At 45.2% G+C, this 17372-nt stretch carries 16 protein-coding genes; 6 read left to right on the top strand and 10 right to left on the bottom strand.

Translation table 11 applies throughout. The annotated features are described in order from the left end of the window. Positions 1-112: 112 nt before the first annotated feature. The 3 genes from addB to BMZ06_RS11130 are packed head-to-tail and all read left to right on the top strand — an operon-like array spanning position 113 to position 7602. Positions 113-3619, top strand: coding sequence for a helicase-exonuclease AddAB subunit AddB (addB, locus tag BMZ06_RS11140; protein ID WP_089752118.1), 3507 nt, complete (start codon positions 113-115; stop codon positions 3617-3619). After that, a complete protein-coding gene (gene addA / locus BMZ06_RS11135; protein ID WP_089752117.1) occupies positions 3613-7314 on the top strand; it encodes a helicase-exonuclease AddAB subunit AddA in 3702 nt (1233 codons plus the stop codon). The genes addB and addA overlap by 7 nt, the downstream gene beginning before the upstream one ends. Further along, complete coding sequence (locus BMZ06_RS11130; protein ID WP_089752116.1) at positions 7315-7602, top strand: HNH endonuclease; 288 nt, start codon at positions 7315-7317, stop codon at positions 7600-7602. Between the two features lie 226 nt (positions 7603-7828). On the opposite strand, the gene BMZ06_RS11125 is transcribed toward BMZ06_RS11130, so the two are convergent. From BMZ06_RS11125 to BMZ06_RS11070, 10 genes are all read right to left on the bottom strand, one after another. Next, complete coding sequence (locus BMZ06_RS11125) at positions 7829-8530, bottom strand: DUF421 domain-containing protein (RefSeq protein WP_089752115.1); 702 nt, start codon at positions 8528-8530, stop codon at positions 7829-7831. 120 nt (positions 8531-8650) lie between these two features. After that, entirely contained in the window at positions 8651-9289 is a 639-nt protein-coding gene (locus tag BMZ06_RS11120; RefSeq protein WP_089752114.1) for a YczE/YyaS/YitT family protein, read from the bottom strand. Positions 9290-10132: 843 nt separating this feature from the next. Beyond that, complete coding sequence (locus tag BMZ06_RS11105; protein WP_089752111.1) at positions 10133-10897, bottom strand: DUF4397 domain-containing protein; 765 nt, start codon at positions 10895-10897, stop codon at positions 10133-10135. Positions 10898-11289: 392 nt separating this feature from the next. Beyond that, on the bottom strand, positions 11290-12147 hold the full coding sequence (locus BMZ06_RS11100) for a dimethylarginine dimethylaminohydrolase family protein (protein WP_089752110.1): 858 nt from the start codon (positions 12145-12147) through the stop codon (positions 11290-11292). A 169-nt stretch (positions 12148-12316) separates the two neighbouring features. Next, a complete protein-coding gene (locus BMZ06_RS11095; RefSeq protein WP_089752109.1) occupies positions 12317-12535 on the bottom strand; it encodes a spore germination protein in 219 nt (72 codons plus the stop codon). Positions 12536-12604: 69 nt separating this feature from the next. Then, positions 12605-12973, bottom strand: a complete 369-nt coding sequence (locus BMZ06_RS11090) for a spore germination protein GerPE (protein ID WP_245756001.1) — start codon at positions 12971-12973, stop codon at positions 12605-12607. After that, positions 12966-13178 carry a spore gernimation protein GerPD gene (locus tag BMZ06_RS11085; protein WP_089752107.1) on the bottom strand — a complete coding sequence of 71 codons (213 nt, stop codon included), beginning with the start codon at positions 13176-13178 and terminating at the stop codon, positions 12966-12968. The genes BMZ06_RS11090 and BMZ06_RS11085 overlap by 8 nt, the downstream gene beginning before the upstream one ends. Next, the gene (gene gerPC, locus BMZ06_RS11080; protein WP_089752106.1) at positions 13175-13726 is read right to left on the bottom strand and encodes a spore germination protein GerPC; all 552 of its coding nucleotides are present in this window, start codon (positions 13724-13726) and stop codon (positions 13175-13177) included. Before gerPC ends, BMZ06_RS11085 begins: the two co-directional genes overlap by 4 nt. 43 nt (positions 13727-13769) lie before the next feature. After that, positions 13770-13997 (bottom strand): spore germination protein GerPB, encoded by a 228-nt coding sequence (locus BMZ06_RS11075; RefSeq protein WP_089752105.1) that lies wholly within the window; start codon positions 13995-13997, stop codon positions 13770-13772. Positions 13998-14008: 11 nt separating this feature from the next. Then, positions 14009-14230 (bottom strand): spore germination protein, encoded by a 222-nt coding sequence (locus BMZ06_RS11070; RefSeq protein ID WP_089752104.1) that lies wholly within the window; start codon positions 14228-14230, stop codon positions 14009-14011. A gap of 87 nt (positions 14231-14317) precedes the next feature. On the opposite strand from BMZ06_RS11070, the gene BMZ06_RS11065 reads away from it, so the two are divergent. From BMZ06_RS11065 to BMZ06_RS11055, 3 genes are read left to right on the top strand one after another with little or no spacing between them, the layout of a single operon-like run. Next, positions 14318-15508 carry a DUF418 domain-containing protein gene (locus BMZ06_RS11065; protein ID WP_089752103.1) on the top strand — a complete coding sequence of 397 codons (1191 nt, stop codon included), beginning with the start codon at positions 14318-14320 and terminating at the stop codon, positions 15506-15508. Between the two features lie 17 nt (positions 15509-15525). After that, positions 15526-16725, top strand: coding sequence for a DUF2157 domain-containing protein (locus BMZ06_RS11060; protein ID WP_089752102.1), 1200 nt, complete (start codon positions 15526-15528; stop codon positions 16723-16725). Continuing rightward, positions 16722-17234, top strand: a complete 513-nt coding sequence (locus BMZ06_RS11055) for a GDYXXLXY domain-containing protein (protein WP_089752101.1) — start codon at positions 16722-16724, stop codon at positions 17232-17234. Before BMZ06_RS11060 ends, BMZ06_RS11055 begins: the two co-directional genes overlap by 4 nt. Positions 17235-17372 lie beyond the last annotated feature (138 nt).

Genomic DNA, 17372 nt, shown 5'->3' with positions numbered 1-17372 from the left:
ATTTATAGATAACGAGTCCGTGGGCAGCTGGAAAAGAAAGCACATTCAGCTGCAGAATACGAAAAAAATGATAAACTAGAAGGAAAGGAAATGGAAGGAAGGAGTGTGTTTTATGGGGATGCGTTTGTTGCTCGGACGCTCAGGAGCAGGAAAAAGTACACGATGCTTAGAAGAAATTGAAGGCAGATTAAAAGAAGACCCTAAAGGGCCTCCTATTATCTATATTGTTCCAGAACAAATGACGTTTCAGCAGGAATATGCACTGCTGAAGCGGGATGGAATTGAAGGGTCGATTCGGGCCCAAGTGTTCAGTTTTTCACGGCTTGCGTGGAGGGTTCTTCAAGAAACCGGAGGCGGTACGAAAAAGTTTCTGTCCTCTACCGGTGTCCAGATGATGCTTCGTAAAATCGTGGAAGAGCGTACATCCGACTGGAAAGTATTTCAGAAGGCGATCGAGAAGCAGGGCTTCATTGAACAGCTGGAAGGCATGATTACAGAATTCAAGCGGTACCGGATTACTCCGGAAGACCTTCATGCTCAAATGGAAGGGCTCGACCGATTTAAGCACACGACGAGCCAGGAAGAAGGACTAAGAGATAAGCTTGACGATTTAAATTATATTTACGACCGCCTGGTGGATGCTTTACGTGAGCAGTACATAGACAGCGAAGATCAATTGCAGCTGCTCGCCAGTAAAATTCCTGAAGCAGGCTTTTTGGAAGGCGCAGAAATTTATATTGATGGCTTCCATAGTTTCACACCACAGGAATGCGGTGTACTGGAAGAGCTATTGAAAAAGGTGGACAAGGTTCACGTTACCTTGACGACGGAACGGCCGGAGGGAGATGCAAATCCGGAACTTGATCTCTTCCACGAAACGAAAGAAACGTATTTGAATTTAAAAGAAATTACAAGGACAGCTGGATCGCAGGTGGATGAGGTGGTCATTCTCGATCATACGAAAGGACGCATGAAGGATCAGCCGGCCTTTCAGCATCTGGAGAAATACTTTGATCAGCGCCCGGCTCCTGCTTTTGAAGGGCAGGCACCGATTCACATTGCTGAGGCTGTTCATCCCCGTGCCGAGGTGGAAGGCGCGGCTCAGGAAATTTTACGGCTGGTACGTGAAGAGGGGTATCGTTATAAAGATATGGCCATTCTTATGCGGGAACCTGAGGTTTATCACAGCTTAATTGAAACCCTGTTCAACGACTACGGAATTCCGGTGTTTATTGATGAAAAAAGAACGATGCTGAATCACCCTATGATTGAGCTGATCCGCTCAGGCCTCGACGTGGTAGAAGGGAACTTTCGGTACGATGCGATTTTCCGCCTGTTGAAAACTGGATTTATCCCGGCTACGGATCAGACGTATCCGCTCAATGAAAATGCGATCGATGAGCTGGAGAACTATGTCCTGGAATACGGCATCCGCTCGAGGACTCAATGGTTCTCAAACCAGGACTGGATTTATCAGCGATTTAGAGGATTTGAACAAGCTTCTCAGACCGATGAAGAAAAACAAAAGCAGCAGCGCATTAATGCGTATCGGAAGCAGGTACGCGAAGCGCTGGAAGAATTCGACGAACGACTCCGCGCTGTAAATACGATTGAAGAAAAAGCCATAGTTATTTACGAGTGGCTGGAGCATCTGGATGTGCCGAGGCAACTGGAAGAGTGGCGTAACCGCTATGATAAGAACGGGGAGATCGAGCGTGGCCGCGAACAGGAGCAGGTCTATGATGCGTTCCTTCAGCTTCTGGACGAAATGGTGGAAATGGCAGGAGAAGAAAAAATGTCTCTCCAGGTGTTCCGGAACACGATGGACAGTGGACTGGAATCTCTTAATTTCGCCCATGTGCCTCCGAGTATGGATCATGTAATTGTAGGAAGTGTGGACCGGTCCAGAATCACGGGCATTAAGGCCTCGTTTTTATTAGGGGTCACCGATGGTCTGTGGCCGATGAAACCGCCTAGTGACGGGATGATCTCCGAACAGGAGCGTTCTCTTTTGGCTGAGCACGGACTGCAGCTCGCTGACGGCAGCAACCGGCAATTGCTCGACGACCGCTTTTATGTGTATTTAGCATTAACCATGCCTAAAAACCATTTGTGGGTCAGCTATCCTTTAAGCAATGAAGAAGGAAAATCAAAAGTACCGGCAGCGATTATTCAGAGACTGGAAGAGTTGTTTCCTACCTGCGAAGACCATGTCCTTCTGCAGGATCCGGATGATCTTCATGAAGCGGAACGTTTTATTACGACACCGGTAAAAACGAGATCAGCACTCACATCACAGCTTGCCAGGTATTTAAAAGGATACGCCATGCAGCCTGTATGGTGGAGTGTGCTGAATTGGTATATCGAACGGGAAGATCCCAATGGGTTAACACACCGCGTGCTGGAAAGTCTGTTTTACAATAATCAGCCTGTGGATCTCGGTGAAGAGACGACGGGGCAGCTGTTTGATAAGCAAGTGAAAACGAGTGTATCAAGACTTGAAACTTATCACAGCTGTTCCTATCAATATTTTGCAAGGCACAGCTTGAACCTGGAAGAGCGCCGTACGTATAAACTGGATGCTCCGGATATCGGTCAGCTTTTCCACGAGGCGCTCAAGCAGATTACAGAGTGGATTCAAGGAGAAGGCCGGGATTTTGCCCAGCTGAATAAAGAGGAAACGAACAGCTATGCCGCTAAAGCGACTAAACAGCTGGCTCCGATCCTTCAAAATCAAATTCTGCACAGTTCCAACAGATATCAATATATCCAGAAGAAGTTGCAGCAGGTCATCGCACGAGCCGCGTTTGTCCTGAGTGAGCAGGCGAGAAGCAGTGACTTTTCACCTGTGGGATTGGAATTAGGTTTTGGAACAGGTAATGATGCAAAACTTCCGCCGCTCTCGCTTGATTTACCTAATGGTTATGAACTGATGCTGCGCGGCCGGATTGACCGTGTGGATAAAGCATTAACGGAAGAAGATCTTTACTTAAGAATTATAGATTATAAATCCAGTGCCAAAGGCTTGAGTTTGATGGACGTTTACTATGGTCTGTCTCTCCAGATGCTTGCTTATCTGGACGTGGTTCTGACCAATGCCGAGCATTGGCTTGGAACGGCGGCATCACCGGCCGGTGTTCTTTATTTCCACGTTCATAATCCGATGATTACAGGCAGCCGGATGCTTCAGGATGCGGCGATTGAAGAAGAGATTTTCAAGAAGTTCAAAATGCAGGGGCTGCTGCTTGAAAACGAGCGTATCATCCAGATGATGGATACAGGTCTTGAGAAAGGCCACAGCCAGATTGTTCCCGCTGGTCTGAAAGCCAAAGGCGGTTTTTATAAAAACTCTAAAACCGCTGATGCCGAACGTTTCCAGCAGCTTAGCCACTATATCCGGGAGCTGATGAGCCGTGCGGGCACAAATATTACGGACGGAAAAGTAGATTTGAATCCTTACCAGCAGAAACAGCAAAGCGCCTGTAATTTCTGTCCGTACCGTTCCGTCTGTCAATTTGATCCGACTCTTGAGGAGAATAATTTCCGGAAACTGAAAGAACTGAAAGATGAAGATGTATTGGAACGAATGATGAATAGAGAGGAGGGGTCTGCTTGGTAAGTTGGACAGAAGAACAAGAACGGGCGATTTATACGCATGGCTCGAATATTCTGGTAGCTGCTGCCGCTGGCTCTGGGAAGACGGCGGTTCTTGTGGAAAGGATCATTCAAAAACTGCTGCATGAAGAGGATCCAGCGGACATTGATTCTTTATTGGTCGTCACGTTTACGAATGCAGCAGCGCAGGAGATGAGAAATCGGGTGGGGCAGGCGTTAAGTAAAGCGTTGGAAGCTAACCCCGCCTCCCATCATTTGAAGAAACAGTTGTCGCTGCTTCAGAATGCATCAATCTCTACGCTGCATTCCTTTTGTATGGAAGTGGTGCGCAGGTATGCTTACCGGCTCGATCTTGATCCGGGCTTCCGAATTGCCGATACGGTAGAAGCCGATCTTATTCAGCAGGAAGTATTGGAGGAGCTGTTTGAGGACTGGTATGGAAAAGAAGGAGAAGAGCAGGAGAGATTCTTTGACATTGTGGACCGTTTTTCCAGTGACCGCAGCGATCTGGATGTAGAAAAGGTTATCCTTGAGCTGTACACGTTTGCTACTCAGAATCCGTGGCCGGAAGTATGGCTGGATCAAATGGTGGAGATGTACAACGTAGAGGAAATCGATGGAGAAGATCAGCTTCCATGGCTTCATCTTTTGAAAGAAGAAGTCAGCAGTCACTTAAAAGCGATGGAAGCGGAAGCTCATAAGTTTTTGGATCTTACCAAAGAACCGGATGGTCCTTATACGTATGGGGAAACTGCAGACTCCGATCTTGAAATGATTCAACAGGCTAAAGGGGCAATGGCTCACTCCTGGGAAGAATTACAATCATATATTAGTGAGCAGTCCTTCGCCACCCTTTCTAAGAAAAAGATGGAATGTAATGAAGAGAAGAAAGAGCAGGCGAAAAAAATCCGAGACCGCTATAAGAAGCGCTGGAATGAAATGCGTGATGAGTGGTTTTCAAGGTCTTTGAACAGTTATTTACAGGATATGCAGGAACTTTATCCGGTCATGGAACAATTGGCTGTGGTGGTTAAAGATTTCAAGCAGCGCTATGAACAGTTAAAAAAAGAAAAAGCAATTGTGGACTTCTCAGACTTGGAACATTACTGTCTCCAGGTTCTGCTTGATGAATCCTCGACGCCAGAACAGCCGGTTCCTTCTTCTGTAGCAGCAGGCTTTCACCAGCAGTTCAGTGAAGTACTGATTGATGAATACCAGGATACGAACCTGGTACAGGAGACGCTGCTTCGTTTATTAACCGATGCCCCGGAAGCCGGGAACCTGTTTATGGTGGGTGATGTGAAACAGAGCATTTATCGTTTTCGTCATGCCGAACCTTCTTTGTTTCTCCAAAAATACAAGGATTACGGCTATCTTGAAAACGACGGCGAACGGATTGACTTGGCGCGTAACTTCAGAAGCCGGAAGCAGGTGCTGGACGCAACCAACTTCATTTTCCGCCAGGTGCTGGACGAAGAAGTCGGGGAAATGGAATATGAGAAAGAAGCCGAGCTTATTTACAGTAATCAAACGTATGACGAATGGGCGCCTTCAAGTCCTGAAGCTGAACTCTTTGTGATCGACCGGGAATCCAAAGAGGATGAACAGGAAGAGAACGAAGAATATAAAGACCTGGAGAAAGCCCAGTTAGAAGCAAGAGCTTATGGACAGATGATTCGAAAATGGCTCGGTCATGAAGACGAACCTCCGCTTGAAGTGATGGACAAGGAAACGGGAACGAAGCGTCCGATTCAGTACCGGGATATTGTCCTCTTAATGCGGTCGATGACCTGGGCGCCGATGATCGTCGATGAACTGAAACAGCAGGGCATTCCAGTCTATGCGGAACTTTCGACCGGCTATTTTGAAGCGATTGAAATTAAGATTATGCTTAGCCTGTTAAAAGTCATTGATAACCCGATGCAGGACATTCCGCTCGCCTCTGTCCTGAAGTCTCCAATTGTCGGATTGAATGAGGACGAGCTCGCAAGGCTCAGACTTGCCAGGAAGCGGGTCAGCTATTACGAGGCTATGAAAGAGTATCCCGGAAATGATGAATTAGGCAGGAAGGTAGAAAGCTTTTTCCATCTACTTGAAAGCTTTAGAGAGCGGGCCAGACAGGGAGCTTTATCGGAACTGATCTGGGATATCTTCCGTGAGACGGGTTATTATGATTTCGTTGGAGGCATGCCAGGCGGACGCCAGCGTCAGGCTAACCTCCGTGCTCTTTATGACAGGGCGAGGTCCTATGAGTCCACATCCTTCCGGGGATTGTTCCGTTTTCTGAGGTTCATTGAACGAATGGAAGAGCGAGGCGATGATCTCGGAGCGGCACGAGCGCTTGGCGAACAGGAAGACGTGGTCCGGATTATGACCATTCACAAAAGTAAAGGTCTGGAATTCCCCGTCGTTATCTTAGGAGCGATGGATAAACAGTTTAATATGATGGACTTGAAGGATCGGTACTTGCTTCATAAAGATTACGGTTTTGGTTCAAGATATATTAACCCCCATAAGCGGCTGATGTATCCGACGCTTGCTTATCACGCTTTAAAGCAGGCGAAGAGAAGAGAGCTGCTGGCAGAGGAAATGCGAGTTTTATATGTTGCCATGACCCGGGCCAAGGAAAAACTGGTTATGGTCGGGAATGTTGCCTCTTTTGAAAAAAAACTGGAAAAGTGGCAGACGTTCCTGGAGTCACCGGAATGGGTACTGCCGCCTCACGACCGGCTCGATGCTAAATCCTACCTGGACTGGGTAGGGCCGGCACTGATCCGTCATCAGCACGCTGAAGTGCTCCGCGGCAGTATTGAAGTGACCACGTCCGAAGATATTTATGCAGATGCATCGGAGTGGAAAGTGAATATAGCGCACGGAAGTCAATTCTCTGTCCTTGATGAATCGCAGGAGAAAAGGGACGAGGAGCTGCGAACAGCTATTGAAGACTGGCAGCCTGCAGAAGACTATACTCAAGGAAAAGAGATGGTCGAGAAGCGGTTAAGCTTCGTTTATCCTCATCATAAAGCAGCTTACTCGCGGGCTAAACAGACCGTTACAGAAATTAAAAGGCAGCGCGAAACAAAAGATGAGTACTCAAGCGACCAGTTGCTGGTTCCTTATCAGGCCCCAATCCAGAAACGGCCAAGGTTTATGCAAGCTGATCAAAGGTTGTCAGCGGCTGAAAAAGGAAGCGCTATGCATACCGTCATGCAGCATATTCCATTGTCTCATAAGCACAGTTCTGAAGAGGTGGAAGAGTTTGTCGAACATCTGGTACTTAAAGACGTGCTTCGCCGTGAGGAAGCAGACGTTATCGATACAGCAGCAATTGCGGCATTCTTTGAAACCTCTGTCGGGCAATTTGTACTCGAAGCGGAACATGTGGAGCGCGAGGTGCCGTTCAGTCTGACGCTCCCGGCTCATGAAGTGTATCCAGATTGGGACTCACCAGAAAATGAACAGGTTTTCATCCAGGGAGTTATTGACGCCATGATTCCTTATGAAGATGGTTGGATGATCCTAGATTACAAATCCGATCAAATTGACCCTGAGAAGAAGTCGGTAGAAGAAACTATGAAAGATCGCTATCGCACCCAAATAGAGATGTACCGGTATGCATTAGAAATGATTTGGAAAGAGCCGGTTCGTAAGAGTTGTCTGTACTTGTTTGAAGGGTCGATACTTGTGGAGGTCGATTAAATGGAAGGTACATGTGAATTGTGTTTTCGTACGCCGGTCAGAACGACGGAACACCACCTAATTCCAAGACAGCACGGCGGATCCATGGGCGTGACGGTGTGGCTGTGTGGTGCCTGTCATCGTCAGGTTCATGCCCTTTTCACCAATGAAGAACTCGCGAACTTTTATAACACTCTTGAGCGTCTGCGTGAACATCCTGATATGGAAAAATATTTGAGCTGGATTAAAAAGCAGGATCCTCAAAAAGAAGTTACCACCAGAAAGTCCAACCGCAGACGCCGCAGATAGTGGCACAGCTGGGGAATAGAATCATTGATTGAATGGCATGGCAGTTCAGTTTTGGGGGAGAAAGCCTTTATGAACCCTCAACTGGACTGCTTTTATTTTGGGGAAACGATTTTAATGAAAATAGAGAAGATTTTAACAGAGTATAACCCCTGCTTGTTCGTATTGAAATATGACGCAAGAAAATGTGGATTCAGTATCCTTCCTGATATAAGAAGAAAGGCTTACCTTACCGATAGAGGCAGATCGTTAACTCTCCCTGATGATCTACTGTGGCAAGAAGAACATTTGTCAGGGAAACATTTTGGTTCTTAAGCTGCTGCTTTAGCCAACTGATATCATACCCGAGCAGGTCTAATTCGTTATCATTAATTCTTCCTTCTTTTATGATGAGTCTAGGGAGATCAAATGGCTTCACGGCTATCCCCATGTCAGAAGGGGTAAGCGGCTGGTGTTTAGGTTCTACAAAAAGAGAAATGGAGCCACCTGGTTCCCAGAGAGCTAAAGCGACTTTTTGGACATTATCAATTTTTTCTTTTCGCAGTTCAGACAACAAACTTTCTACTGTAATTCGGGCTTTTTTCAAGTTTCGATAGTAAATCTCCCCATTTTTAACTAAAGTGAGCGGAGGAGGATCGAATATCCTTCTTAGAGGCGGCCAACGTAAGGTTAAAAATATTCCAGAGAGATAAAGAACGGTTAACGTGCCCATCGTTATCATGGACCCCATTAAGCCCAGCCCTTCATCGGACAAGGGGTGGGCCATAATGTTTCCAATTAATAAAGCCATGACAAAATCTAAAAAGCGCAGCTGGGAAATCGATCGCTGCCCCATCATTTTTGCGATTCCTATTAAAAAAAGAAATCCCACAACCGCACGCATTACCCACTGAAAATGATTCAACGATTCCTGGCTTAAGAAAAATTCCACGAGCTGGGTCACATCCTGTATGAGTCAACTGTTCCTAATAGTATAGTTGCCTATCAAAAAAATATTATGAAAAAAGCGCATGGTTCTATTCTGAACCATGCGGCTTTCACATTTACCCTATTATACAGCTTGTTGATAAACTCGCTCTCCATCAGGATGAAGTTTATAATAAAGTGGATAGGCTCTGGTATAACAATATTGGATAACAGGACCGAGAAACAGCATTGGCGCAAGAGTTCCAAATCCCACTGGGCCTCCAATGAGCAGGGCAAGAGACGTCATGGTTACCGCAACCAGGGTTTGACCTGTTTGGAGACTCAAGTTAAACCGCGCACTGACTGCTAAGAACAACTGATCAACCGGGGCACGCGGAAACTGAGGAAGAATATAGATAGCTACTCCGAGTCCAATGATAGCTACACCAGTGAATAGGGCTGCGATTTGCAGCATAAATGGAGCTGTCGATAGATTGACATTAGCGAATACAATCTCCAGCCAAAAGTCAAGAATCAGACTTTCCATAATCACAGGCACGACGGCTCTTACCTCGGGCAGATTCTTCATTAGTTTCGCATTAATAAAAATAATTAGCAGTTGAAAAGCACCGTACCAGAATCCAACCGTAAAACCAAGATGATCAGAAACTCCAATAAAAAAGGATGTCCAAAACCCCGCCCCAAGTGTCGCATTAATCAACAGGGCGACTCCGAAGAAGTTGACGAGCATTCCGAATAAGTAAACCATGGATCGATAAAGCATGAGGTACTCCCCCCCTTCCATATATATTGACGTTAGAGGTGTTTCTCTAAATCGTGACCACATTCTATTAGCGATTATTCAGTGCGTCAATGCACAAAATTCTCCAGATAAAAATTTCTATTTTTCCGTCATTTTTTTAGGCTTTGTTAAACCTCAGTGTTGATTTTAAGGTTAAGCTCCCGTTTGTTGAAGACTCAGTTTCGAGCTAAATGGGTCCGTTACGTTAAATGGAGAAGGGGTGGTGGGGAAATAACTCGCATTCCTGTGGGGGAACGGTGAGCTTCCTCGCTCGTTTCACTCCCTGCGGGATCTCACCAAGCTCCTTCTCCCACGGGAGTCTCGCTATTTCCCCACCAACCCAACTATAATGTCGCGAACGGACCCTGCTATAGCAGAAAGAAACCATGCTGCATCTGCCTCAAATGCTACACTTAAACACACGTAAAAAACACTATGGAGCATAGATTATCCTGGTTCATTGGAAGGCGTTTATGCAGAGAATTTCGAGCGCTCCATGATCGCAAAGGGGCGGAAGGGAACGGCGAAGACTCCTGCGGGATGAACATGACAGGTGAGGCCCCGGAAGGCGCCAGCCTGAGGAGACTCAGCGCATGCCCGCGGAAAGCGAGTCGTTCCCTGGAGCCCCTTCTCCACACAATATCTTGAAATCGAGTCTTCAACTATCCGGCCCTATTGCGTAATAAGTCTCTTATGAAAAATCAACGATAAACTTTAACAGAGCTTTTTTTAAAAAAATTATGCTCTGCTGGGGTGGAGGCACACGTTATAAGCACTATAAAAAAACAAGCAGCGAAACCTGAGGAATCGCTGCTTGTTTTTTTATTAAGGCTGAAGAAAAATAGCTTCAAGCGGAGGCTCATCCCCAGCTAATCCAACGGCAACAGCTGTATAGGCCTGATTAGGATTTAAGCTGACATTTGGTACAGTTAAAGCTGTCTGGTTTGTTCCTGCCACGCGGACTTCGAGGGTAGCGGTCGTTGGCGGCAAGGTCAGGTAGCGGGTAGCTTTTCCGAATGGTACATTACGGAAGAGTACATCTCCACCCTGTACAGCGATATCTACGTTCGGTGCATTTGGCGATAAGTGCCAGAAGCGGACCTTGGCATTTCCGGATGAGATGCTGTCATTATCTGCGACGGCGATTAGCCGCAGGTTGTTCAGCCTGCCGGCAGCAGCCACTGTGTACATATTACCTGCTTCGACGGAGACGTTTTGCGATAAGACCGGCTGATTCGTTTCTCCGGCAGGGTAAATGTCGATTCGATATTGACCTGCAGGAACGCTTAAATATTCACTTTGCTGCTTATACGTGACGCCTTCGAGAACCTTCTGGCCGTTCACATAAACATCTACGGCAGGAGCATCCGGCGAAGCGTGGAGTACACGGACCTTCGCTTCACTGTTCATCCCCATCATACCAGAGTTTTCACCGCGTTCCTGCATCATGATCCAGCGCTGCATACATTCCAAGTGCCTTTGGTAATAATAGATGTGCTTCTGAGGATCGGAATACTTATAATAATTTGACAGCATATCGTACTTGGCAGCATTCCACGCCAATTGATCATAAGGGTCATAATTATACATGGGCAGGCTCCTTTCATAAAATAACTCCCTAAATAAGCTTATTCAAATTATCAGAAATGAGACCCCGTTTTTAAAATCCTGCTTTAAGACTTAATAGGATTGGAAGGTTAGATGGGATATTAACGAAACTTTTCACCACTAAAAAAACGGAAGGTCCATACAGACCTTCCGTTTCCATAAATATACATTATAAATTAATATTTTATCTCTATAAAGATAGGCTTTATTAAAAGTTGTAGTAGATTTTTCATAAGCGAGTTATTTCCACCGCTAGCCCTTATCCATCTAACGTAACGGACCCATTTATCTAGAAACTGTGTCTTCCAGCACCCGGAGCTTATCTTTGAAGAAAATGAACAATTCTGTAGATTTAGTTACGGGTTGTCGTATTTTTAATCAGATGAGCGAAGTAGGGGAAGGGTGCAGCAGCGGAAGGATCCGCCCGATTTTATAATTTCAGAGAAATCTATGGGAAGCACTTGGAAACCCTTTGAACGCAGTTCATCGTTCAACCGTTGGTTCTGAGGGAGACTAATCAGCTTTCCTTCATCGATGGAAAGAACATTCGGGCCCATATGGAATTGCTCCTCCCGAGTTACCGGAATTAAATTGAACCGGGACTGCAGCTTATCCAAGCCACTATCAGTAAAAGAGGGAGGATAAACGAGAGCTGTGTAATCACTAATAATATTAAATACACAATCCAGATGCAGAATGCCATCATCAAGGCCCAGCGGTTCAATCGTATAGGAAGGGAGTCGTTCTCGTAACGTTTCTATAGACTCAGGGGAGGTACGCCCGCTTATTCCAATCCAAATAGTCTTTCCATCAATTAATACGTCCCCTCCCTCGATGGAAGAAGGAAACGGTTCCTGGAAAGGAATCGAATTCTCATAAAGCCACTCTTTCAACAGCGAAGTTTCTTCAAGCCGCACTTCTTCATTCATTGAAGCCACGAAGAGTTGATCATGAATTACAAACGCAATGTCTCTCGTAAAGACCTGCTCGTGTAATTCAGGGTGAGCAGAAAGTTCAACCACTTCAACACCATGCTCTTCCAGCACATGAACAAAGGTCTCATGCTGATCAAGTGCACGCGGGATATCAATATTGACGTCTTCATAATGCTTTTGTGTTTCATTAATAACAGTTGATATTTTCATAAAGGATGGTTTTGCAACCAGCACTCTTTTTAAAGCAGAATATTCTGTTCTGCAGTCAATTCTATTGCTCAGTGTGCATTCCTTCATCTTCATAACCTCCATCTTGCGCTTTCATGGTTAATTCCCCGGGTCATCCTTCCTAAAACCTTCAAAAATAAGGAAATCGACTCATCCTATGTAAGAAGCTCAAAGTGATAAGACTTTGAGCTTCCTCTATCCGTTTATAGACTGTTAGTTTAACTCAAAATAAAGCATCTTAAGCATTAGCGGTAACATTCTGGTCGTTAACATCAGGATCAAAAGGATTCGTAGAACTGAGACCGTTGTTGCAGACAATCCAGTTTCCTGTGTTGAGGGCACCTGATCCCGCGTTTGTCTTAGAAGTACTCTTAGGTGAAAGATAGAAGGAATCCCCGAAGTTTACGACCCCGCCGCCGACACTATTTATACTGATGGGACCGACTATGGCCGGCATTCATGATCGCCTCCTTCTTATAATGAGTTCGATTCGACGATATAGTTACAACCTATGCGAAACCATGCTCTATTGTTCGTCACTTAACACTCGGATATGTTTTGTTCTAGAAATGGAATCAATATGTTCAATGCCCCCGACCTGCACAATTCCAGAGGTGGAGACCCCGGTAACATGGATATCATTTACGTAGATGGCCTGGTTTTGGTAGTGGAAAGAAGAGATGGTAATCGGAGGTAAAGGGCTGGTGGGCTGTAGAGAGAAAATTGGAAAATCTTCAAAGTTGAACGTATCTGAAACAAATTCTGAGCCTTCTTTTTGAACAGCGAGAACTTTGGACCAGGGAGAAGCCCGGTGCACATCCCCGATGGAGAAATGAGAGCTGATCAGGGCAGAGGTAATGTCAATCTCATCGACATACACCATACGGTTATACATTTTCACCATCATCCATGACCACGGCTTCTCCGTTCGTGTCCATTGGTACATATGGGCCAATGATCAAGGATTCTGGCGGTGTATCGAAATAGGATTGCAAGCGAATGGTTTTATTGTCCCCGATTAGGAAGACAGAGGAGGAAGAGACCGCCGTTACGCGAATTCGTCCAACGTGGAGACCATAGTTGTGAACGATGTGATTCATGAGGTACCATCTCCTTGGAAAGAATCAAAATATTGAGCTATGGAATGTCTGATTTCATTTTGAACCTGATTGACAAGACCGGCGTTATCCAAGTCTGGATTTTGGTTCTTATAGTGTTCTACTCTTTGTGCGAGCTGTTTTCTTACATCGGCTATAATTTGCTCCTTATGGTGATCCGTGACGGAGATATCATGATCGCGCGTATATTGATTCATCCACTGAGGTATGTCCGTGTTCATATACTTTTGCAATTGGTGAAGGACAGGATCCTGTTGAGGAGGCATCTGCCCCTCGTTTGCATAGAAATCACCGATATCCGCCGCTTCGTTTCCATTTGGAGTTAGTCCAATTTGTAAAGTTCCTTCCAGTGTATCGATCTTCAGCTGGTCAAAATGATACTCGATTTTTTCAATGACGGTCTTAGGGCTCTCATTCATTTGAAGCTGCTCAATTTTCTGCGTCAATTGATTAATCATTTGCTGCTGTTTTTCCATGTGCTTCATAACCTGCTGGACCCATGCCTGCCATGATTGGTAATTGTTGTTCAAATGAGATCACCCCCTGATTTAACTTTATGCACAAAAAAATAGACTATGATATGGAAAGTGGAACGAGAGAAGGGCCTTCAGCTTCCGGAATCTCTACTGTGCCTTCTGCTGGGATAGCAGTTGGGGCAGCAGTTTTAAAAGCTCCTGTATTATATAGATCAGCTTTAGCTTGAATGACTCCTGAGCTGCCTATTTGAACGATGGATGAATTAGCCACAGTGCCGATACGCAGCACATGAATGCAGATGGACTGGTGGACGGTAATGTTCATAAAGCATCCTCCTAGGAATCGTTAATTAAGGATTGATCAATCGTTTCCTGGTCATTGACATAGGTATTGGAGCGGTTTATATCAATCTTTATTCCATTCCCTGTGTTGAATGACCCGCCGCCAGCAAATGTTTTTACCCAGGCCTGTGGGGCCATATTATATACGTCGCCGATATTGAATATACTGGAACTGGATAAGGACGTCACATTTACGGCTCCTACTTTTGCCGGCATCTAAAAACTCCTTTCTTTATTTTATGAAACGCAATTGTCTAAATAACAGAATAAAAGTAAAATAAAGCTAACAGGGGGAATAAATACATGAATTCGAAGGCGTCGCCATTAGGTGAATCAGAACGATTAAACTGGATTGATGCTGCACGCGGGCTTGCGATTTTAGGCATTTTTATGGTGAATGTACCAGCGTTTAACGCTCCCTATTTCTTATACGGGGGAGCCGCTCAGGCCTGGGATTCATCACTGAGTCATACCGTGCAGGCGATCATTGATATCTTTTTTCAAGCAAGTTTTTATACGTTATTTTCTTTTATGTTCGGGTTTGGAATGCAGATGATGAAAGACAGGCTGGATGAGAAGAATCTCGATTATCGCCCAATCATCTTTAAAAGATTGGTGGTACTGATTGGCTTTGGCTTAATCCACGCCTTTCTGATCTGGCATGGAGACATTCTGCTTTCTTATGGAGTACTCGGACTTACTTTATTTGCGTTTTTCCATCTATCGAAAACCGGGCTTTTGTTCTTGGCTTATAGTATGCTTGCGTTTCTTGTCCTGCCATTCACTTTTGCCCTCTACTCGATTCGCGGGCGGCTGCAGGGGATTGTTGAACAGGGATCGATCAATGAAGCTATAGCTAACTACGGGACAGGAAGCCTAACCGATATATGGCAGCAGAATGCCTCTGACTGGCTGTATTCCAACCATGTTGCCAATCTCCCATTTTTAGCACTCAGCCTGCTGCCCATGTTTTTACTTGGTTTATATGTGTGCCGTAAGCGCTGGCTCCACGAACCGGCTGCTCATTTAGGGAGTATAAAAAAAGTGTGGGCCATTACAGGCGTTCTGTTTCTTATTTTTAAAGCAGGTCCTTATCTCTATGGTAATCCTGAGTGGTTTGGAGTTATGCAGGACAGCGTAGGTGGGACCGCCTCTGCTGTATTTTATGTGTTGTCGGTTACATTATTGTTCCGGACAAAATCTGGGGCAAGATTTTTGCATCCATTGACGTGGATTGGAAGAATGTCGCTATCCAATTATATTCTTCAATCGCTTGTATGCTTTGTTCTTTTTTATTCGGTCGGATTTGGTCTTTACGGAGATGTACCGCCGATTATGAGTGTAATGATTGTTGTGGTCGTCTATACGCTGCAGATCTTCGCGAGTAAGGCATGGCTTAAGAGGTACCGTTATGGTCCGCTAGAATGGCTGTGGAGAACATTAACTTATGGGAAGATACAACCATTAAAACGTAAGCAGTCAGCGGCTTCTTAATAAGAGGGGGACACACCATGAAACGTGAAACACTCATCAAAGAAAGCAAGGAATGGGTGGAAGAACGGATTATTTCGGAAGAGCAAAGGGAGCAGCTGCTGGAGCGCTACCCGGCTCGGCAGCACAAACCACTGCTATTGACCTTTGCCGCCATCTTCATTGGCCTCGGATTCCTAACGTTTATCGCTTCCAATTGGTCCGCGATCTCGGACATCTTTCGAATGGCGATTATTATCGGCAGTTTACTAGCCTTCTATGTTGCGGGTGAGAAAATTTACAGAAAACACTCCAAACGCTTAGGAGAAAGTCTAATGCTCATTGCTCTTATGATATTTGGAGCAGGAATCTTTTTGACGGGGCAAATGTATCATTTTACTTCATTCAGTGCCCTGCCATTCTTTATTTGGTCCATCGCTGCATTCAGCTTGTATCTCTTATGTAAAGAAACACTTTTCTTTATAGCTGCAGCTATTCTTACTACGGTAGGGCAGGTGTACAGTGGTGTCACTTTTGGTGAATTTCACATCTGGACTGGATTACTTTTCATCGTTGGTCTTGGGTGGTTCACAGCGCGCGGGCAGCGGACGGATTATTCGGTATGGTTCGGAGCGGGTTATTTGGTTCAAAGTCTCGTCTTCGTTCTCAGCAGTGGTTATCCTTATTACTGGCTTATTAATCTGATCCTCTTTCTTTATTTATTCGATGATGCAGCCGCTGGAAAAGGTCAGCTGCGCGTGCTCAAAACGTTCAGTGTCATTTCAGTCTTTTTGATTTTAGTTTTTCAAGTCTTCTTTCTTGGAGAAGGTTTTGTAGAAGTCCAGACGGATTCTTCCTTCTATTTCTTCATTGTATGGGCCGTCTTTTTTGTAGGAGCGGTGGTTCGGTCTGCGATGAGCTCTACGAATTACTACTGGATTGATCTCTTATTATTCTTGCCGGTTTTCCGCTTTGATTTTGCTGATGGGCTGTCGCTCGGGCTTCTATTTGTCTATTCCTTGTTATGGCTTGTATCCGGCTATCAGCAGAGTGTAGCACGCTGGGTAAACAAAGGAACAGCTGCTCTTCTGGCTACGACCTTTATAGCTTATTTCCAACTTGCCTGGGACTTCATGAGCCGCTCTCTTTTCTTTTTTATTGGAGGAATTCTATTGTTCGCCTTAAGTTTCTTCCTTGAAAGGAAACGAAGACAAGTGAGCAAAGGGGAGGTAACGCCATGAATCGCATTTGGTTTTATGTGATTGTCTGCCTTCAGGCTCTGTTTCTCATTCTGATGTCCATGTCTTACTATACAATGGACACATGGGGGGAATCCATACGCTTAAAAACAGCTCCTGTAGATCCACGAGACCCTTTTTATGGTGATTATGTGACACTATCCTATGAGGTGGAATTGGTTCCTTCAGAGAAATGGAATATTTCCGCTGATATAGGCTCTAGAGAAAAAGTTTATTTGCTGCTCGAGCCAGGTGAAAATGATCTTTATACACTTGTTCAGGCTTCCGCTGAAAAACCTGATGTGAGCGGTGCGGAGGTAGTCCTTCCTGCCCGTTTCGACTGGCACGATTCTCAAAGAGAAGTGTATACGGTGGATATCGGTATGGATCGTTATTTTATTGAAGAAGGCACAGGTCAACAATATGAACAGAACAGGGAAGATCTGATTGTGGAAGTCATCGTGGCTCCATGGGGACAGAAAAAGATTAATTCCGTAACGACGTCAGAATAAACAATGAGCGCTTTTCCTAAATGGAAGAGCGCTTTTTTGATCAGTTGTTTCCGGTAAAACTAAAACGCGTAGATACGCATTGGTGCATTCATTTGGGTGCTTCAAAGAGGTAGAGCATGGCCCGAAAGAGGTAGAGCA

The sequence above is a fragment of the Halobacillus alkaliphilus genome, assembly GCF_900113125.1.
Lineage (GTDB): Bacteria > Bacillota > Bacilli > Bacillales > Halobacillaceae > Halobacillus > Halobacillus alkaliphilus.
This window is presented reverse-complemented; position numbering and strand designations above follow the sequence as displayed.